Consider the following 19,821-nt stretch of genomic DNA (forward strand, 5'->3'; position numbering starts at 1 on the left):
TGCCCGACTTGGCAATCCTATGCAGGATTGCCACCAAAGGAAGGAGCCTGCGTTATGTGCTTTCCCTTTCTCCCCATATAAACGCAAAAAAGCCTAGAATGAACCGATTGTATCGATAAATTCTAGGCTTTTTATTTCTTGGAGCCGGCAACAGGATTTGAACCTGCGACCTACGCATTACGAATGCGCCGCTCTACCAGCTGAGCTATACCGGCATGAACATATATATATTACAGGAGGAGCCCTTATTTGTCAAACTGAATTTCCTAATAAAAAAATCCGCCGGTTGCGGATAAAAAATGGAGCGGGTGAAGGGAATCGAACCCTCGTAACCAGCTTGGAAGGCTGGCGCTCTACCATTGAGCTACACCCGCATAAATGGTCGGAGCAGCAGGATTTGAACCTGCGACCCCTTGGTCCCGAACCAAGTGCGCTACCAAACTGCGCTATGCCCCGACAACGTAATTGATTATACCAGCAGTCCCCTATTCTGTCAATGGATTTTTTGAAAAAATATCTTTATGTTTTCTTTTCAGCCTGTGGTATAATAATGGCAGTGAGACAGCCGTTTATATATTCCTTGGCCAGAAGGAAACGGCTCCCTCAATTTTATGAGTTTGAAGAAAGCCTCCCAAGGGAAGCGCTGATTAAGTCGTTGTCTGATTTTATTCTTGAATTTTTATGTAGTGCAAGGAATGGAATGACGCGAATAGCAAGCTATTTAAGGAATTCCATGACGCAGCAGTACATAAAAATTCTTATAAAATCAGACTCTGCGGCTTAATCAGTGCTTCCCGTAGCCTGGGTAGGCTTTTTTCATGTCTACTTAGACATGATTGTGGCGACTAAGATTCCGAAAGCTATCATCAGAGATAATGTTTCGTAAATATTCATAGTGCCACCCCCTCTCCACTTTCATTTTGAGGGGAATAAAAAGCCGCGCAATATAAGCCAGCTGTCTCACCATAAATGATTATATCATATGATAAAGAAATAATGTCCTTGTATTTTTTATTTCAGCTTGTGGTATAATAATGGCAGCAGGACAGCCGTTGCATATTCCTTGGGCAAAAGGAAACGGCTCCCTCTCAACATTTTCAGTGTTTGAAGAAAGCCTCCTAAGCCTGGGTAGGCTTTTTTCATGCACTAATTACTTAGACATGATTGTGGCGACAAGAATGCCGAATGCAATCATCAGAGATAATACTTCGTACATATTCATAGTGCCACCCCCTCTCCACTTTCATTTTGAGGGGAATAAAAAGCCGCACAACACAAAGCAGCTGTCCTGCCACTGTTATTATATCATTTTATAGCAGATTCAGTGATACATTTTATATTCCGCATAAAAATCCGGAGAGCCCATCAAGGGTTCTCCGGACTTTTGATTTCAATAATCTTCGTCCCAGGCGTTGATATATACCGGTTCCATTTCCATCATTTTCTTCTGATCATCGGTGAAGTGCTTTTTCAGAATCACCGCTTCATACACGAAATCCCGGAAATAGGCTTCAGAGCACACGAAGTATCCATTATCCCCTACATCCTTGCCCCAGGAGTTTTCGATCTTCCAGCGGTCCGGATTTCCTTTCTCATCCAAGTGCACACCGGTGATGAGCATGGCGTGGGTGGCGGAGCTGGCACCGTATTCCAGGCGCTTTCCTTTTTCCATATCCGTGGAGAAACCGCCCAGCAGGTCTTCATACCGCACGCTTTCCGGATCCCATACCCCTTCTTTTCTGGCGCCTGCCGCACCGGCGTCGCAGGCAAACCATACCGCTTCGCCGGCCTTGAGCTGCTTCACGCAGAGGTCTTCCATGTCATGACCGGTGAGATTCAGGCCCCGCATGTCCCGGCCCACCATGTTTTCCACCCCATGGAATGCAATGACCCGGCCCAGCGGTTTGTCAAAGGTAGGCTCATTGATGACGGCCATGTAATCCTTCAGGGAAATCTCCACGTATTTCCTGTAAAATTCCTGAGGCGTGAGTTCCCGGTCCTCATGGAAATTATTGTCCTTATCCCTGTAGGTGAAATCAAATGTCCGCACCGGTTCCCCGAAGGCGATGCATTCTGCCCGGTACACCTCTTCCAGCATTCCCGCCTTTCTGGCGTAAGGATCTTTTCCTGCCTTCACCAGCTCCCGGAGTTCCATGGCATCTTTACGGAGAAGCCGGTTCAGCGTAGAAACGAAACGGTCCGTATGGCCGGACTGATAGGTTTCCGGCTGTACCTGTTTAGGCACCACGCCGTACTTTTCCACCAGATCCGCCGCTTCTGTCCAGTAACCGCCGTCGCTCATACCGCGGAGCACATACTGCATGAGCTGCCCCTTCACCGGCGCATCTGCATTTTCAATCACCATTTCAAGGAAATTGTTCGCTTTCTCCAGCTTATCATAAAAGGACAGGTAATTCTGGGACAGCTCAAACTGCTCCAGATGGCACTTTTCCGCCACCTTTTCCCGAAGGATGTTCAGCGCCGCAAAGAGCCAGCAGCGGCCCGACTGCTCCTGGGCTGTAATGCCCCGGGTTTTTACCTCCACCGTAAAAGCGCCCTTCAGGGCAGCCCCCTTCTCAGGGTGGTAAGCCAGGTTCATCATATCCGTCTTCGCCAGGGCGCCATGAAGCACCCGGGCATTTTTATCTGCTTCGTAGGAAGTGTGAAATTTTGCAAGCATATCTTGGGAAATATCTTTCATCGTTGTTCCTCCTTCATAAGGGCCGCTTCGCGGCCCGGGTTCATAGGGTTCACAGGGTTCAGAGGGTTCAGAGGGTTGTGGAGGCGCCCTATGGGCGCAATATTAAGTCAGCGTTACGGGGCTTGCATTTGTGTCATCAGTGCTCCCACGTCATTTCGAGCGGTGGTACGTGCCGGTATGAATCATCGCTTCATGAAGCCAGTGAAACGGAGCCGAGAAATCTCCTCCCAGAAGGCTGCCTTGCGATCGGTCACACCAGCATAGAGTATCATTTCGCCGCTTACCCTCGTACACCCTTTGCCACTACGTGGCATTCCCCTCAAGGGGACAAGACGTTACGGGACCTTCCTTAGTACCACAAGTACTTCATGGCGAAGTGCTGAAGCCCCCTTCCGGCTTGCTGTGCTCGCCACCCCCCTGAGTCAGGGGGAGGCAAGTTCTTGTACTGCGCCGTCAGGCGCTGCCTTCATTTACCATTTACCATTTACCATTTAAAATTTACCATTTCCTATCTCCCATCCATGGCAGGCGATTTCTATAACCGTCTCACAGGCCTTGACCAGAGAAGGAACGGGCAGGTATTCGAAGCGGCTGTGGAAGTTGGCGCCGCCGGTGAAGATGTTCGGGCAGGGCAGGCCCTTGAAGGAGAGCTGGGCGCCGTCGGTGCCGCCGCGGATGGGGAGTTCCACCGGCGTGACGCCCACTTTTTTCATGGACTTTCTGGCCAGCTCCACAATATCCATGTGGCCGTCCCGGATAATGTCAAGCATATTGAAGTACACATCATGGAGCGCCACTTCCACAGTGCCTTTTCCGTATTTCTCATTTAGGAAATCGGCCATGCGCAGCAGATACTGTTTCCTCTTTTCAAATTTCGCCCGGTCATGGTCACGAATCAGCATGTCCAGCCTGCATTCCTCCACGGAGCCGGAGATTTTATAGACATGGAAGAAGCCTTCCCGGCCCTCCGTACATTCCGGCTTCTCCCCTTCCGGCAGCAGGGACTGCCACTCAGAAGCAATGGAAATGGCATTCACCATTTTGCCCTTGGCATCCCCCGTGTGGACACTTCTCCCGTGAATTACCACCACCGGATTGGCGGCATTGAAATTTTCATACTCCAGGCCCCCGATTTCGCCGCCGTCAATCGTATAGGCAAAGTCAGCGCCAAATTTTTTCACATCGAAGCGAAGAGGACTCCGGCCCGTTTCCTCGTCCGGCGTGAAGGCGATGCGGATTTTCCCATGCTTCATCTCCGGATGGGCCAGAAGGTACTCCATGGCGCTCACAATAGCCGTCACCCCCGCCTTATCATCGGCTCCCAAAAGGGTGGTGCCGTCGGTGACAATGATATCCTGGCCTTTGTATTTCAGGATTTCCGGGAAATCCTTCGTAGAAAAGAGGATGTTCTTTTCCTCATTCAGGCAGATATCCTTCCCGTCATAGTCATGAACCACCCGGCTTTTGACGGGACCGCCAGGGGCATCGGGGCTGGTATCCATATGGGAAATGAATCCTACCGTCTTTCCTTCTGCCCCATTTTCCGGAAGCGTGGCCATGAGGTAGCCGTTCTCATCCAGACTCACCTCTGTCAGCCCCAGCTGTTCCAGCTCCTCCTTCAAATGGCGGGCCAGCACCATCTGCCCCGGCGTGCTGGGATAGACCTGGTCATTGTCCTCGTCGGACTGGGTATTGTAGGAAATATAATCCTCAAACCGTTTCAAAAGTTTTTCTGTATCTAAATCCAAAGGATACCACCTCTTGTTCTTTATGATGGTTCCATCATATACCAAACGGAAAGGATGTGCAAAGGGCATTGGGCCGCCTGTCGGCGGCCAGGTTCAGAGGGTTAACCACCTATTTTATTGTCCCACCGCCTGCGGGGGGAAGGTGGTGGCGCCAGCCACCAAAGGGGGGCAGCCTTTCCTTCGCCTGCCAGGGCGGCTCCCTGATGTGATTATAAGGGCGCCCTTTTATGCCGAAGGCGCCCACCGAGGCCGCCGATTGGCGGTCATATTGCCTTAGTGTGTCATTCCGGCTTGCTGCGCAGTACACCCCTTCGCCACTTCGTGGCCCTCTTCCCCTAAAGGGGACGCAAGGACGTTACGGGATTTACCTTTCGTTTCATAGGCGGCTCTACATTTAGTACGGGTTGTTGTCCCACCGCCTGCGGGGGAAAGGTGGTGGCGCCAGCCACCAAAGGGGGATTCTTTCCCTTCGCCCGTATGGATGTCTCCCTGGTTTTATCATAAGGGAGCCCTATATTTTTGAAGGCGACCACCGAGACTGCCGATTGGCGGTCATATTGCCTTAGTGTGTTATTCCGGCCTGCAACGTAGTACAACCCTTCGCCACTTCGTGGCCCTTTTCTCCTAAAGGGGATGCAAGACGTTACGAGATTTGCCTTTGTGTCATAAATCATATTAAGCATTCAGCAGAATCAGCCGCCGCTGGCGGCTTTTCCCCCCTTCCACCGCTTACGCGGCCCCCCATGGATAGGGGAGGCAAGGGGATTGCAGAGGGGGAGTTGGTGGCGACAGCCACCAAGGGGGAGGCAAGGGTATTGAGAGGCCACAAATCCTTAGCACATCAAAAAAGCAGTGGAAGATTGGTGTCTTCCACTGCTTTTTCTTTTAAGGAATTATCTCACAGAATCAGCCTACGATGTTGAGGGCGTATACGCTGTATTCTTTTTCGAGGGCTTCTGCTTTCTTGCTGATTTCGATCTGCAGGTCCGAGGCGGTGTCGTAGTCGTCGGCTTCGAGGGCGTCTTTCAGTTTGGTGCAGAGGGATTTGCCTGCTCTGGTGTCTTTGATGAGTTCGTATTTCTTATCAAGGATGTCTGCCCAGCGTTCTTCGTCCAGGTCGTCTTCGCTTTCCAGTTTCTTGAAGCCTTTGACGAGAGCTTCGGTGGCGGGGATGATGCGGTCGATGAGCTCGTTCTTCCAGCGGTATACGATGGAGGCTACGAAGGAGTCTACGATGGTGGCATTGAGTGTGCCGCCTGCTTCGATGACTGCCACTTTGTCGGGGTTGGCTTTCATGGTCTTTACGTTTTCCCAGACGGTTGCCGGCGGTTTGCCGAAGGCTGCGTCTCTTTCTTCCTGGGTGAAGTCTTCGAATACGTTGTCTTCGCAGCGGTATGCTCTGCCTTCTTCCAGGTAATCTGCTTTTTCGCCCGGTTTCTTGGAGAGTTCTGCCAGGAGGTCTGCCGGGGTCTTGCCGGAGGTTACGGCGTAGGTGATGCCGTCAAGGGCGGAGAGGAAGAGGCAGGAGGCTGCCAGGTAGGTGTTGGTGAAGGGGTTCGGTGCGCGGAGTTCGAATCTGGTGGCTTTCGGGTTGTCGATGTCTCTGACAAGGCCGATGAGGATGGTTCTGTTACGGGACGGAACTTCGGGGTTGTGGCCCAGGGAGGTGACGATGCAGACCGGTGCTTCGAAGCCCGGTTTCAGGCGGTTGAAGGCGTCGGTGGTGGAGGAAACGAAGGGGTTGGTGGCTTCGTAGTTCTTGAGGATGCCCATGATGAAGCCGTAGCCTACTGTGGAGAGGAAGTCGGATTTCATTTCGGTGGGAGCCAGGAGGTTGATGGTCTTGCCGTTCTTCAGGGTTGCGCAGATGCCTACGTGGGTGTGTTCGCCGCTGCCTGCTACGCCGATAATCGGTTTTGCCTGGAAGGATACATCGAGGCCGTATTTGCGGAATACTTCACGGATGATGATGCGGGCTTCCAGTTCATTGTCTGCAGCCTGGAGGGGGTTCATGGAGAATCTCCAGTCCAGTTCCAGCTGTTCGCATACGTCTACGGTGTGGCCGGCGTCGTCAACTTTCGGTTTGATACCGCCTACTTCTTTGTGGCCCATTTCCACGCTCATGCCGCGGGCGTCCAGTTCTTCGATGGCTTCTTCCATGGCGGTACGGACGTTGCCGCGCATTCTCTGCCAGTACTGTTCCTGCAGTCTCTGGGAAATGGAGAGGTGCTGGATGGTTTCTTTTTCGCTGGGAGTCTTGACCCAGAATTCCAGTTCCGTGCCGATGGTGAATTCAATGTCAGCGATGTCATCGAAGGGTACGTCTTCCATGCCCTTGACTTTCTTGCCGCCTGCCAGGAGGCCTTTCAGTTTGGCTGCTACGAAAGCGCAGGAGTCTTTAAGGATGGAGCGGGAGTCGATGAATTTACCGTTGTGGAGGAGGAAGCATGGAATGCGGAGTGTGCCTACGGGACGGCCGTTGTCATAAATATTGTCTTCGTTGTAGTCGATGTACCAGTTCACGGAAGGATCAGCCACCATGTCCACGCGGGCATCGTTCAGGGTAGCAATGTTCATGAGGACTACGGAGGAGCCGTCGGTCTGTACGGCGGTGCCGGCGAAGAAGTCGTCGTAGTTCTTGAGGAACAGTTCAATCGGTACCTTTTCATCGGTATCGTTGCCTGCCAGGTCGATGCCTACCAGGGATACGAAGCGGATTTCCGGATGGTTTCTGAGAAGTGCCAGTACGCCTTCTTTGCCAAATTCACCGGTGGGAATGTAATACAGTAAGTCCTTGTTCATTTTGAATTCCTCCTAATAAAAATGTTTTGAATATTCTTGCAGTCATGTCCGGGACTGTCCCCCTACGGATATATTTCCGGGAATCCCAGGACTGATGAGAAATACCTCTTTTTCCAGTTCTTCATCATTCTTCCCTCCTATATAGATGGATTTTTATATATTCGGAAATAGAAAATGACCCATCCTTTGTAGGAATGGGTCATCATTGGCCTGATGTTCAGCTTTATGAAATCGAATCAGTCGAGGATGTTCAGTGCGTACACGTGATATTCCTTTTCCAGGGCCTGGGCTTTTTTCATCATTTCCAGCTGCAGGTCGGAGGCGGTGTCGTAGTCATCTTTTTCCAGCGCTTCTTTCAGCCTGGTGCAGATGCATTTTTCATCGTCCAGATCCTTGGCCAGTTCCACCCTTTTGGCTTTGATGGATTTCCAGCGTCTTTCATCGATTTTATCATCATTATCCAGTTTTTTATATCCTCTGACCGCCGCTTCCACACCGGGGATAATCCGGTCGATGAGCTCGTTCTTCCAGCGGTATACGATGGAAGCCAGGAAGGAGTCTACAATCTTTTCGGAGAGTGTGCCGCCTCTGGTGAGAGCTGCCACTTTGTCGGGATTGGCTTTCATGATTTTTACGTTTTCCCAGACGGTGGCCGGCGGTTTACCGAAGGCTGCGTCTCTTTCTTCATCGCTGAAGTCTTCGAAAACGTTTTCTTCACAGCGGTAGGCTCTGTCTTTTTCCAGATAGTCTGCGCTTTCTCCCGGTTTCTTGGAGAGTTCTGCCAGAAGTTCTGCTGCCGACTTGCCGGATTTCAGGGCATATTCGATGCCGTCCAGGGCAGTGAGGTAGAGGCAGGATACGCAGAGGTAGGTATTGGTGAAGGGGTTCGGAGCACGGAGCTCGAATCTCGTAGCTTTCGGATTGTCAATGTCCCGGATAAGGCCCATGAGGATGGAGCGGTTGCGGGACGGTACTTCCGGCGTATGGCCCAGGGAAGTGACGATGCAGACCGGTGCTTCGAAGCCCGGTTTCAAGCGGTTGAAGGCGTCGGTGGTGGAGGAAACGAAGGGGTTGGTGGCTTCATAGTTATGAAGGATGCCCATAATGAATCCGTAGCCGATGGTGGACAGGAAATCGGATTTCATGTCTTCCGGCGCCAAAAGGTTGATGGTCTTGCCGTTCTTCAGGAGGGCCGCAATACCTACATGGGTATGTTCGCCGCTTCCGGCTACGCCGATGATCGGTTTAGCACGGAAGGATACGTCAAGGCCGTTCCGGCGGAATACTTCACGCACCACGATGCGGGCTTCCAGTTCATTATCTGCTGCCTGCAGGGGGTTGGTGGAGAAGAGCCAGTCCAGTTCCAGCTGTTCGCATACGTCGAAAATATGGCCGTCGTCGTCGATTTTGGACTTGATGCCCCCTACTTCCTTATGGCCCATTTCTACATGGAGGCCCCGGGCATCCAGTTCTTCAATGGTCTGTTCCATGGCGGTACGGACATTGCCCCGCATACGCTGCCAGTACTGTTCCTGGAGGCGCTGGGAAATGGAAAGGTGCTGCACCGTTTCCTTTTCACTGGGTGTCTTCACCCAGAATTCAAGCTCCGTGCCGGTGGTGAATACGATATCCTGGATTTCAGAGAAGGGGAAATTTTCCATGCCCTTCACCTGGGCGCCCAGAAGTAGCTTTTTCAGTTCTTTCGCCACATATTCGCAGGAATTTTTAAGAATAGAACGGGAATCAATAAACTTGCCGTTATGAATAAGGAAGCAGGGAATCCGGAGGGTTCCTACGGGAAGTCCCGTTTCTTCCATCACATTGTCATCGTTATAATCCACATACCAGTTCACCGTGCTGTCGGCTACCATGTCCACCCGTGCATCGTTCAGGGTGGCGATATTCATAAATACCACGGAAGAGCCGTCGGTCTGCACAGCTTTGCCGGCAAAGAAATCTTCATAGTCTTTCATGAAAATCTCGATGGGAATCTTTTCGTCGGTATCATTGCCTGCCAGGTCGATGCCTACCAGAGACACGAACCGGATTTCCGGGTGCTGCGCCAACAGGGAAAGAACCCCTTCCTTACCATATTGACCGGCCGGAATGCAGTACAACAATTCTTTGTTCATTTGAGTCCTCCTATAGACTTAAATCGTTCCATTTTTTTACATTTATAAATCCCTATGTGTTTCAAAAGAAAATGACCCATTCCCTAAGGAATGAGTCATCTTTGACGCAGCATATGAACTTATGTAATAAGAATACACCACGTGTCTTACTTTTGTCAAGCCTTTGTGCTCAGGCCAGCAGTTTGCGGACGATCCCATTGATCATCTTGCCGTCTGCCTTGCCTTTGAGCTTTGCCATGACCGCTTTCATCACAGAACCCATATTTCTCTGCCCAGGATCCAGAGCGTCGATTGTTTCTTTCACAATCTTCTCTACTTCTTCTGCAGACATTTCTGCCGGCAGGTACTTTTCCAGTACTTCGATTTCCGCTTTGGTCTGTTTAACCAGGTCTTCTCTTCCGGAACCGGCGATTTCAGCAAGGGTTTCCTTCCTCTGCTTTACTTCCTTCCGGAGAACGGCAAGAACCTGATCATCATTGAAGTCAGCGTGTCCGTCGTCGATTTCAGCCTGCCGGATATGAGCACGGGCCATGCGGATCGTGTTCAGAGCAAGCCTACCTTCTTCTTTTGCTTTCATGGCTGTCTTCATGTCAGCCATAAGCTGTTCTTTAATTGACAAAACTAATCACCTTACAACCTGTCATTACTTATACTTGCGTTTTCTTGCGGCTTCAGATTTCAGTTTACGTCTTACGCTGGGCTTTTCATAATGTTCACGTTTTCTTACTTCAGAAAGAACCCCGGCTTTTTGGCAGGAACGTTTAAATCTGCGAAGAGCACTATCAAGAGATTCGCCCTTTTGAACTTTGATCTCAGACATCTATATCCCTCCCTCCCAATAAGACTGATGGGGTGCTATTGCACACTTATAAATTATAAATTACATTGCCCTATCTGTCAATTTATTTTTTTGAGAGGGGCGGTGCGCCCCGCTGATTTATTGTCCCACCGCTTGCGGGGGGGGAAGGTGGTACGCAGTACCAAAGGGGGAAAGCCGCAGGCCTAAAGGTTCTGAAGGTTCAAAAGGTTCTTAGGCTTGACAGCGGTTGCGCCGCTGAGGGTTGTGGTGGCGCCCTGCGGGCGCAAATTAAAAAGAGGCACGCCTGACGGCGCAGGTTGGGGCCGCCTGACGGCGGCAGGTTGGGTAGAAGGGTTGTGTAGAAAGGTGCGAAGAAAGGGTTCAAAAGGTTATGGGAAAAAGGTTCTTAGGATTGACCGGCCCTTGGCCGGAGGGTTCTCAAGTTTAACAGCGCCTGCGGCGCTGAGGGTTGTGGTGGCCGCTTCGCGGCAAGTATATAGCCTCCTTCCCTAGGAAGGGGGCTGATTGTTCGTCTTGTACCGTAGTGCTGCAGTCACCTTCTATAGGCAGGAGGCGTTACGGAATTTACTTTTTCTCATGTGTCATACTAAACATTCAGCTGAATCAGCCGCTGACGCGGCTTTTCCCCCTTTGGTGCCTTACGGCACCACCTTTCCCCCGCAAAAGCGGGGGCACGACAACCCGTTCTATGCTATGCGCTGCTTATGGCATAATAGCTTTTCGGCGATTTATTGACCACTGTGCACATTCTGCATAGGATGTGCAAGTCGGGCGAAATAAGGCGCCTAGCCTGCTCATGAAGGCGCTTTCCTTTTGTCGCCCGACCGAACTGCGGAGGGGAAGGCGATAGCGCCAGCCGCCAAAAGGGACAGCTTTCTCCTTCGCGCATCAGTGCGGTTATAAAGGTTTTATCATAAGGGCACCCCTGTATTTTTGAAGGTGCCACCTCCATTTACCATTTACAATTCACCATTTACCATTTCCTCCATAAAAAATGCCCATCGTGATGAGGAGCATTTTTATTTCTTACGCTTCAGCTGCTTTTGCTTTCTTGCTGCGGAAGTACTGGAGGGCGAATACGCCGGCCAGGATGGCTATGCCTATGATATCGGTGAGGGTATGAGGATCGATGAGGCAGAGGCCGCCGGCAAGGAGGAGAAGCCTTTCAAGGATGTTGGCTTTGCAGTAGAACTGGCCGATCATGGCGCCGGAGATACCGGTCATGCCGATGATGGCGGTGCAGGTGGTAAAGACTACGCTGCCGAAGGTGGCGTTAATACCAAGGAGCTGAGGCGAGAGGACGAATACATAAGGAATGATGAAGGCGGCTATGCCCAGTTTCGATGCATTCACCCCTGTTTTCAGGGGGTCGCCGCCGGAAATAGCGGATCCTGCGTAGGCAGCCAGGGCTACCGGCGGGGTGATGTCGGCAATGATGCCGAAGTAGAATACGAACATGTGGGCCGCCAGGATGGGTACACCCAGCTGGATGAGAGCAGGCGCCGCAATGGTGGAGGTAATGACGTAGTTGGCGGTGGTTGGTACGCCCATGCCAAGAATCAGGGATGTGAGCATGGTGCAGAGGAGGAGGAGCATGAAGTTTCCTGCTGCTACGGTAACCAGGGCGGAGGCCAGTTTCAAACCTACACCGGTTTTGGTGACGATACCGATAATCATGCCGGCGGAGGCGCAGGCGATGATGACGCCCAGGGCGCCTCTGGCACCTTTCACAAGGCCGTCTACAATGTCATAGAAGCTCATACGGGTGCTGGCGCGGAGCATGGCGGTGGCAATGGAAATAAAGATGCCTGCCAGGGCTGCTTTCATGGGGGTGTAACCGGATGCCAGGAGGGCAATGATGGCAATCAGGGGAATGGCCAGGTGGCCTTCTTCTTTCATAATCCTGCCCCAGGGTTCCAGCTGGCTTCTGGGGGTGCCTTCCAGATGGTTTTTCTTAGCTTCGAAATGAACGCCCAGGAATACGCCCAGGAAATAGAGGATAGCCGGTACAACGGCGGCTTTAACGACTTCCATGTAGGGGATGCCGACAAATTCAGCCATGAGGAATGCAGCGGCACCCATAATCGGCGGCATGAGCTGTCCGCCGGTGGATGCGGCGGCTTCTACGGCGCCGGCAAAGTTCTTGTGGTAGCCCAGTTTCTTCATCATAGGAATGGTGAAGGAGCCGGAACCTACGACATTGGCTACGGAGGAGCCGGAAATGGTGCCCTGGAGGGCACTGGAGATGACCGCAACTTTAGCCGGTCCGCCGGAAGCCCAGCCGGCCAGGGCGTTGGCGATATCAATGAAGAATTTGCCAAGGCCTGTTTTTTCCAGGTAAGCACCGAAGAGGATGAAGAGGAAGATGAAGGTGGACGATACGCCCAGGGGAATACCGAAGACGCCTTCAGTGGTGAAGAAGAGGTGTCCTACCATCTGGTTGATGGTGAGTCCTCTGTGTGCCAGGGGCCCGGGCATGTAGGGTCCCAGGAAACCGTAAAGCAGGAAGCAGAGAACTACGATGACGATAGGAAGACCTACGATACGGCGGGCAGCTTCCAGTACCATCACCATGCCCAGGAGGCCCACCACGGCGTCGGTAGGTGTAACGGTGCCGGCGCGGAGAATGAGCTGCTGGTAGTTCACCAGGATGTATACCGGCGGGATAACTGCCAGTACGGTGAAGAGGATATCAATAGGATGGAACCGTCCGCCCTTAACCCAGGATTTCTTCGTAGGGCAGAGGAGGAATACCAGGCAGATACCGAAGGACAGGTGGACGCAGCGCTGGATCATGGCGTCCAGGGTACCGAAGATACCGGTATAAATCTGGAAGAGTGAAAAGCAGATGCAGATGGCAGCTACGATTTTGCCGCAGATGCCTGCATATTCCATGGTGTTTGACTCTTTGTCCAGGGATTTCAGCTTTTCCTGCAGTTCATCAGTCAGTTTTCCATCTACCGGCGTGTTGTCTCCGGCAGGTGTTCCCTTTTTTTCTAAATCAGCCAATATAATCAACTCCTAATTTCTTTTTTCATGTACCACCCTTTGTAAAGCGGTGCCACATATAGCTTCATTTCTTTTCCCAGAGGAACCATTTCATCCAGGTTGTAGTCTTTGTCGCCCACAGTGAGGACGCCATGGTTTGTCACTCCGTTGCGGATGGACAGCTCGGGGTAATTCCGGTTGATGTCATCCAGAATAAACCAGCCGTCTTCTTCCCGGAACTTTCCCTCGTCAGCGGAAAAGGGAAGCCCCACCCCCATAGATTGATACTTGGTGGACTTGAGGACAAATCCGTTTGCTATCTTGTTCACTTCCAGGTATTCGTAAATCATGGTTTTCTGAACGGAATGGTGGTAGGCAAGGGTGACCGGCGTGCCGGCGTCCACCCTCTGCCTCATAATGATTCCGTCAGCGGTCTGGGCAAAGAGGAAGGGCATGCGGATGTACCAGCCGCCCACTCCTGTGACCAGGGCCACGATGATACCGAAGATGATAATCACTGTTTCCAGCTTCCCATTTTTCTGTTTCTTCATGAAAGCGAGAACGGACCCCAGTAAGGCCCGTTCTCCCTCCTTTCTATGCAAGGTATGGATCCGTTGGGGATTCTTCCTTATTTAGCCTTCAGGTACTTTTCAGCGCCTGCATTCATCTTCACGGACATGCCTTCCAGGGCGGTATCCTTGGTGATGTACTTGCCTACGGCATGGGCAGCTTTCATACGGTCCAGATGTTCATAGATGGCCTTTACAATCTGTTCGCCCAGATCGTCGCTCAGTTTGTCGGTGGTTACGATGACGCACTTCACGGCTACGGTGTTTACGTCTTCATCCTGTCCGGGGTAGGTGCCCTTCGGAATGGTCATCTTGGTGTAGTATGGATATTTCTGCATGAGCTGGTCAACAATCTTCGGATCGATGTTGACGATGGCAGCGGATTTATTGGCAGCCAGATCCTGGATAGCGGCGGTCGGGAAGCCTGCTACTACCACACCTGCATCTACGTTGCCGTCCTTCAGGGCGTTGGCAGCTTCGCCGAAGGAGAGGTACTGTACGTCAATATCATTATAGGTAATGCCATAGGCTTCCAGAATCTGGCGGGCATTGGCTTCGGCGCCGGAGCCGGATGCACCGACGGCGACCTTCTTGCCCTTCAGGTCTGCTACAGTCTTGATGCCCTTATCCTGGGTGGTAACGAACTGGATGGTTTCCGGATAGAGGGCAGCCAGGCCGCGGATGTTGTCCATCTTGTTGTCCTTGAACATTTCCTTGCCGTTGGCTGCATAGTAGGCGATATCGTTCTGGATGAACGCAATATCTACGGAACCGTCCTTCAGCATATTTACATTGGCTACGGATGCGCCGGTGGACTGGGCAGATGCGTTCATGCCTTTAATGTTCTGGTTCAAAAGTTCTGCCAGAGCGCCGCCCAGGGGATAATAGGTGCCTGCAGTGCCGCCGGTGGCGATATTCAGGAACTGTTTGCCGCCTGCAGAGGCGGATCCGGAGCCGGAGCTGCCGCCGCAGCCTGCAAGAAGAGCTGTACCAGCCAGACAAAATGCACCTGCTACCATCAGTTTTTTCAATGCCTTCTTCATCATACTGTCCTCCTTAAATACCCTCAAAATGGAAAAGCCGGTTCTCCTTGAAATTCCCTCCGTCCTTTCCCAATGCCACAAAGGGTGAAATAAAAAAGCAGCCCGGCGCATAGGAAAAACCTATACGTCAGCTGCAGCTTCTTCGCCCCATGTGTTATAAACTTACCATTATAATACTACTTTTCGAAATCTTTGTAAAGGAGGCTGGGCTGAATCCCCTGATTGTTCTGATACTTACCTCCGTTATAGCTGTCCGCTTCCCCGAGAACGGTATGGAAATAGATCTGGCAGATTTCCACGCCTGCGTAAATGCGGATGGGCTGCACGCAGAACATTTCCAGCGTCCAGTAGCCGGAAAAGCCTACATCGCCAAATCCTGCGGTGACGTGAATGAAAAGGCCCAGACGGCCGATGGAAGAGCGCCCCTCCAGCATGGGCACGAAGCATTTCGTCCTCGTGTACTCCCTGGTCCGTCCCAGATAAAGCTTATTGGGCTGGAGCACGATGCCCTCCTCCGGAATATGGAGAAGCCTTCCCTCATTTCTTTTCTTCATGTCCAGCTCATGATTTTCATAAACCATGAGTTCGTCAGCCAGCGTAAGGTTATAGCTGTTTGGGTTCACCTTGCTCATATCAAAGGGTTCGATAATAATTTCTTCCCCCATATGTCTTACGATTTCCCTGCCCGATAAAATCATTTCCTTTTCCCGCCTTCCCGGTTAAAAACCTTCCGATGTTCTGCCATGCGGCGCCGTACAAAAGACCCGTGGGCCTTCTCCCCCGCCGTCAGATGAAACAGGGCCCGCTCCTCCTCCGACAGCCTGTCTGAAACAAGGAGCTCCCCTTTACTGTTATAAGAAATCAAATGGGCTGCAAAAAGAGTACCGTGGGTGGGACAGAAAAGGAGCCCCCGCTCCGCCGTCCCCTTTTCTCCATAGGGTACAGCCTTCAGGAGGGAAATCCGGTCCGCCCCGCATACCACACAGCAGGGATGGGCAAGGCGGAAGGATTTCCGCTGGAAATAACGCTCCCTCTCCAGCAGCCGACGGATGGACCGCACCGTATCATCGGAAGGAAGAGAAAAGAGACTTTCCTCCACCTCATCCGCCGTTTCATCATCCTCCAGAATTTTGGAAATCGACGCGATCTCCCGGCTTCCCGCCTCCCGGATTTCCCGGTAGGCGGAAGCTGCCTCCGGCTTCAATATCCAGAAATAAACGCCGTTATCCCCTTCCGCCCCGTCAAATACATACTCCCAGGGCGCCATGGCCTTTGGAGTCTCCGGCGCTTTCTCTTCCAAAGACGCCTCCCCGAGACTTTCCTGCACCAGGGAAGAAGCGGCCAGGGTTTCCTTTTTCTCCTCCGGATACACCGGCACAAGACCCTTCTCCACCATCTCCCGGATTTTCGTCCCCGCCCAGCCTACCGCAGAATTCAGGGCCCGGTACTCCATATGGAGGGCAGAGGCTATGCTCTTCCCGTTGTCCATATGGTCCGTGGAATCGTAAAGACGGCCGAAAATTTCCATCATCAGATGACTCATCACCGATGTATCGCCCATCAGCCTGAGCCAGCCTTCCACCGTCACCCGGTCCCACTTCTTCAGTCCCCTGCGCCTGGCCATTATCTCACCGCCTTTTCCGCCATTTAGGATATTATACCATTTTCATGCAATATATGACTATATGGAATCATAGAGTATGGGGGCGATGTGTGGCATGTACAGAGGTTTCGCTCCTCCTTTTATTGTTCCCCCGCTTGCGGGGTGGCAAGGGAACACGATTCGTAGGGGAGCAGAGCGACCTGAGAATCGTGTGACACGCTTCCCTTTGGGTAAAGGTGGTGGCGTCAGCCACCAAAGGGGACGGGGCCTTCGGGGCTGAAGGTTCTTAAGATTGACGGGGCCTGCCGGCCCCGAAGGTTCTTAAGTTTGACAGCGGCTTCGCCGCTGAGGGTTGTGGTATCGCCCATGAAGCCACCGCGTGGCAGGGTTCAAAGGGTTCAGAGGGTTCTTGGGTTTGACGCCCGCTTTGCGAGCGAGGGTTATGGATTGCCCTACGGGCAATGAATTTTATGCAGCCTTGCGGCTAACCCCTTCCGGCTCGCTGCACTCGCCACCCACCCCTTAAATAGGGGTGGGCAAGGGCTTTACGGGATTTGCTTTTGTGTCACCCATGCTGCATAACGAAGAGCCAGCGCCCCTTCCTTTGGAAGGGGGCGTCGCCGCAGGCGACGGAGGATAGCAGGCCTTTCGCAGAAAGGCCGAGGCCCCGCAGGGGCCTGATTTGACTCATTCGTAAAATGCCGCCCATGGCGGCGCCTTTGCTGGAGAAAGGCCTATCCTCACCGCTCCGCGGAGCTTCTTCCAAAGGAAGGAGCCTTACGTTACGGGATTCCCATTTGTGTCACCAGTGCTGCATAACGAAGAGCCAGAGCCCCCTTCCTTTGGAAGGGGGTGGCGACGTAGGCGACGGAGGATAGCAGGCCTTTCGTAAGGGGCGCGCTGATTCAATCGTTATCAGATTTCATTCTTGCATTTTGGTTCAATACAAGGAATAAGCCAACGCGAATAGCTAAAGCTATTTAAGGAGGCTTATGACGCAGTATTGGACCAAAATGCTTATGAAATCTGATTCTGCGACTGAATCAGTGCTCCCCTCAAAAATCCGAGGCACTGAAAGGGCCTAATGACTCATCCGTGAAATGCCGCCTTACGGCGGCGCCTTTGCTGCGCAAAGGCCTATCCTCAGCCCTATCGGGCAGCTCCTTCCAAAGGAAGGAGCCAAATTACAGGATTTCCTTTTGCGCCATCAGTGCTGCATGGCGAAGTGCAAAAGCCCTCTATCCGGCTGCTCCGATATACCTACGAAAAAAGCAGCAGAGCCTCTTTGGTTCTGCTGCTTTTTATCAGTGTCCTTCCAGTTCTGCCACACCAAGGGGCGGGCTTTCGAGGAATTTTACCTTTGGATTTCTCTGGGCCAGCCAGCCTGCCTGCCATGCGTTGGGCAGGAGGTATACCGGCCGTTCGCGGCGGTCGTAGACCACCATGGCGTTGTCGATGCCTACCAGTTCTTCCGGCGGTACGTCGCCTTCGGTCCAGCGGGCGGCGGTGAAGCCTAATGGTTCCAGATTCACCGATACGTTGTATTCGTTCTCAAGACGGTATTTCATCACTTCAAACTGCAGCTGGCCTACAGCGCCAATGATGAAGGATTCCATAATGTAGGGCTGTTTGTACACCTGGATGGCCCCTTCCTGGGCCAGCTGGGTAACGCCGTTCAGGAACTGTTTCCTCTTCATGCTGCTTTCCGGGGAAAGGCGGGCGAAGAGTTCCGGCGGGAACACGGGGAAGTCGATGAAAGTGACGGGATGTTTCTTTTCGCACACCGTATCGCCTACGCCCAGTTCGCCGGTGTCGAAAACGCCGATAATGTCGCCGGGATATGCTTTTTCTACGGTCTGCCTTTCGGTGGCCAGGAACTGCTGGGGCTGGGAGAGGCGGATCATTTTACCGCTCTGGCGGTGAAGGACGCTGACGCCCTTTTCAAAGACGCCGGAGCAGATGCGCATGAAGGCCACCCGGTCGTGGTGCTTGGGATCCATGTTCGCCTGGATTTTGAAAACGAAGGCGGAGAAATTGGGATCTTCCGGGGAAATGGTGCCTTCCAGTGTTTTTCTCGGTTCCGGCGGCGGCGCCAGTTCAAGATATTTTTCCAGGAAAGGCTGTACGCCGAAATTGGTCATGGCAGAGCCGAAGAACATGGGGGTCAGTTCTCCTTTGGCCACTTTTTCCGCGTCGAAGGGGTCCCCTGCTTCATCCAGAAGTTCCAGATCATCCTTCAGGGACTGGATAATTTCAGGACTCAGGTGGGAAACGATATTTTCGTCATCCATTTTGCCGGAAATCACTTCCAGCTTCTTTACGCCGTGGGCATTGTCCTTCACGAAAAGATGGCACATTTCCGTTTCCCTGTCGTAAATGCCGGTGTAATCGCCATTCACACCGATAGGCCAGTTCATGGGGCAGGAACGGATACCCAGCACATCTTCAATGTCCGCCATCAGGTCGAAGGGGTTCTTGCCAAAATGGTCGATTTTATTGACAAAGGTAAAAATCGGAATGCCCCGGTCCGAGCAGACCTTGAAGAGTTTCTTCGTCTGGGCTTCTACGCCCTTGGCCACGTCAATAACCATGACGGCGGAGTCCACCGCCATGAGGGTGCGGTAGGTATCTTCAGAAAAGTCCGCATGCCCTGGGGTGTCCAGGATATTGATGCGGCAGCCCTGGTAGTCGAACTGGAGCACGGAGCTGGTAACGGAAATGCCGCGCTGCTTTTCGATTTCCATCCAGTCGGAAACAGCATAGCGGGCTGTCTTTCTTGCTTTGACGGAGCCGGCCAGATGAATGGCTCCGCCGTAAAGCAGCAGTTTTTCAGTGAGCGTCGTCTTGCCGGCATCGGGGTGGGAGATGATGGCAAAGGTGCGGCGTCTTTTGATTTCTTCCAAATCAGTCATGTTTCACCTCAAAAATAAAATAAGCGTCATATCATTATACCCCATGGGACAGGGATGTGGAAAGGGATTTTGTATTTTTGGGGCCGCAGAGCGGCCCGGGTTCAAGGGAGGGCCATGGAAAGGTTGACGGGGCCTATCGGCCCCAAAGGTTATGGCCTGCTGGCGCAGGCGGGTTGTGTTCGCTGACGCTCAGGGGGCGACGGCCCTCCGGCCCGAGGGTTGAGGGTTGAGGTATCGCCCTGTCGGGCGATGAGTATAAAGTCAGCGTTACGTGCTAAGGAAGCGCTGATTAAATCACTGTCTGCTTTCATTCTTGAATTTTTATGCAATGCAAGGAATGAGGCGACGCGAATAGCAAGCTATTTAAGGAGCTTCATGACGAAGCAGTGCATAAAAATTCTTATGAAAGTAGACTCTATGAATTAATCAGTGCTCCCCTAGGGGAACCGGCCGCCTGCGGCGGCGCCCCCTTCCACCACTACGTGGTCCCCCCACCCCCGAGT

The 19,821-nt window shown here is 52.4% G+C and carries 14 protein-coding genes and 3 tRNA genes; all 17 read right to left on the reverse strand.

Translation table 11 applies throughout. The features are described 5' to 3' along the window. Positions 1-139 precede the first annotated feature (139 nt). Positions 140-215, reverse strand: a tRNA-Thr gene (locus Q0482_RS07250). Positions 216-300: 85 nt separating this feature from the next. After that, positions 301-374 (reverse strand) — tRNA-Gly (locus Q0482_RS07255). 5 nt (positions 375-379) lie between these two features. After that, a tRNA-Pro gene (locus Q0482_RS07260) sits at positions 380-456 on the reverse strand. A gap of 366 nt (positions 457-822) precedes the next feature. After that, positions 823-894 (reverse strand): putative holin-like toxin, encoded by a 72-nt coding sequence (locus Q0482_RS10040; RefSeq protein ID WP_366517991.1) that lies wholly within the window; start codon positions 892-894, stop codon positions 823-825. 256 nt (positions 895-1,150) lie between these two features. Then, positions 1,151-1,222 carry a putative holin-like toxin gene (locus Q0482_RS10045; RefSeq protein ID WP_366517992.1) on the reverse strand — a complete coding sequence of 24 codons (72 nt, stop codon included), beginning with the start codon at positions 1,220-1,222 and terminating at the stop codon, positions 1,151-1,153. Between the two features lie 168 nt (positions 1,223-1,390). Continuing rightward, a complete protein-coding gene (locus Q0482_RS07265; RefSeq protein WP_299145080.1) occupies positions 1,391-2,680 on the reverse strand; it encodes a C1 family peptidase in 1,290 nt (429 codons plus the stop codon). Between the two features lie 512 nt (positions 2,681-3,192). Then, a complete protein-coding gene (gene pepT, locus Q0482_RS07270; protein WP_299145081.1) occupies positions 3,193-4,449 on the reverse strand; it encodes a peptidase T in 1,257 nt (418 codons plus the stop codon). 906 nt (positions 4,450-5,355) lie between these two features. Beyond that, positions 5,356-7,251, reverse strand: a complete 1,896-nt coding sequence (locus Q0482_RS07275) for a glutamine synthetase (protein ID WP_299145083.1) — start codon at positions 7,249-7,251, stop codon at positions 5,356-5,358. A gap of 236 nt (positions 7,252-7,487) precedes the next feature. Continuing rightward, positions 7,488-9,383: a glutamine synthetase gene (locus Q0482_RS07280; protein WP_299145085.1), complete on the reverse strand. Its 1,896-nt coding sequence runs from the start codon at positions 9,381-9,383 to the stop codon at positions 7,488-7,490. 169 nt (positions 9,384-9,552) lie between these two features. After that, entirely contained in the window at positions 9,553-10,002 is a 450-nt protein-coding gene (locus Q0482_RS07285; RefSeq protein ID WP_291057700.1) for a GatB/YqeY domain-containing protein, read from the reverse strand. Between the two features lie 24 nt (positions 10,003-10,026). Next, positions 10,027-10,203: a 30S ribosomal protein S21 gene (gene rpsU / locus Q0482_RS07290; protein ID WP_008858603.1), complete on the reverse strand. Its 177-nt coding sequence runs from the start codon at positions 10,201-10,203 to the stop codon at positions 10,027-10,029. A 1,026-nt stretch (positions 10,204-11,229) separates the two neighbouring features. Beyond that, positions 11,230-13,212: a TRAP transporter permease gene (locus Q0482_RS07295; RefSeq protein ID WP_299145086.1), complete on the reverse strand. Its 1,983-nt coding sequence runs from the start codon at positions 13,210-13,212 to the stop codon at positions 11,230-11,232. A gap of 5 nt (positions 13,213-13,217) precedes the next feature. Further along, positions 13,218-13,742 (reverse strand): DUF1850 domain-containing protein, encoded by a 525-nt coding sequence (locus Q0482_RS07300; protein WP_299145087.1) that lies wholly within the window; start codon positions 13,740-13,742, stop codon positions 13,218-13,220. A gap of 77 nt (positions 13,743-13,819) precedes the next feature. Continuing rightward, positions 13,820-14,806 (reverse strand): TAXI family TRAP transporter solute-binding subunit, encoded by a 987-nt coding sequence (locus Q0482_RS07305; RefSeq protein ID WP_273097280.1) that lies wholly within the window; start codon positions 14,804-14,806, stop codon positions 13,820-13,822. 173 nt (positions 14,807-14,979) lie between these two features. Beyond that, complete coding sequence (gene dcd, locus Q0482_RS07310; protein WP_299145088.1) at positions 14,980-15,501, reverse strand: dCTP deaminase; 522 nt, start codon at positions 15,499-15,501, stop codon at positions 14,980-14,982. Further along, the gene (locus Q0482_RS07315; RefSeq protein WP_299145089.1) at positions 15,498-16,427 is read right to left on the reverse strand and encodes a type II restriction endonuclease; all 930 of its coding nucleotides are present in this window, start codon (positions 16,425-16,427) and stop codon (positions 15,498-15,500) included. Before Q0482_RS07315 ends, dcd begins: the two co-directional genes overlap by 4 nt. Positions 16,428-17,710: 1,283 nt before the next feature. Then, on the reverse strand, positions 17,711-19,318 hold the full coding sequence (locus Q0482_RS07320) for a peptide chain release factor 3 (RefSeq protein ID WP_299145091.1): 1,608 nt from the start codon (positions 19,316-19,318) through the stop codon (positions 17,711-17,713). Between the last annotated feature and the right edge of the window lie 503 nt (positions 19,319-19,821).

Source organism: uncultured Dialister sp. (assembly GCF_937959425.1).
Classification (GTDB): Bacteria; Bacillota; Negativicutes; order Veillonellales; family Dialisteraceae; genus Dialister.

Excerpts from the sequence above, each read along its gene's own strand:
- Q0482_RS07265 (WP_299145080.1), bottom strand. The coding sequence starts at position 2,680 with ATGCTTGCAAAATTTCACACTTCCTACGAAGCAGATAAAAATGCCCGG.
- Q0482_RS07275 (WP_299145083.1), bottom strand. The coding sequence starts at position 7,251 with ATGAACAAGGACTTACTGTATTACATTCCCACCGGTGAATTTGGCAAA.
- Q0482_RS07280 (WP_299145085.1), bottom strand. The coding sequence starts at position 9,383 with ATGAACAAAGAATTGTTGTACTGCATTCCGGCCGGTCAATATGGTAAG.
- rpsU (WP_008858603.1), bottom strand. The coding sequence starts at position 10,203 with ATGTCTGAGATCAAAGTTCAAAAGGGCGAATCTCTTGATAGTGCTCTT.
- Q0482_RS07300 (WP_299145087.1), bottom strand. The coding sequence starts at position 13,742 with ATGAAGAAACAGAAAAATGGGAAGCTGGAAACAGTGATTATCATCTTC.
- Q0482_RS07305 (WP_273097280.1), bottom strand. The coding sequence starts at position 14,806 with ATGATGAAGAAGGCATTGAAAAAACTGATGGTAGCAGGTGCATTTTGT.
- dcd (WP_299145088.1), bottom strand. The coding sequence starts at position 15,501 with ATGATTTTATCGGGCAGGGAAATCGTAAGACATATGGGGGAAGAAATT.
- Q0482_RS07315 (WP_299145089.1), bottom strand. The coding sequence starts at position 16,427 with ATGGCCAGGCGCAGGGGACTGAAGAAGTGGGACCGGGTGACGGTGGAA.
- Q0482_RS07320 (WP_299145091.1), bottom strand. The coding sequence starts at position 19,318 with ATGACTGATTTGGAAGAAATCAAAAGACGCCGCACCTTTGCCATCATC.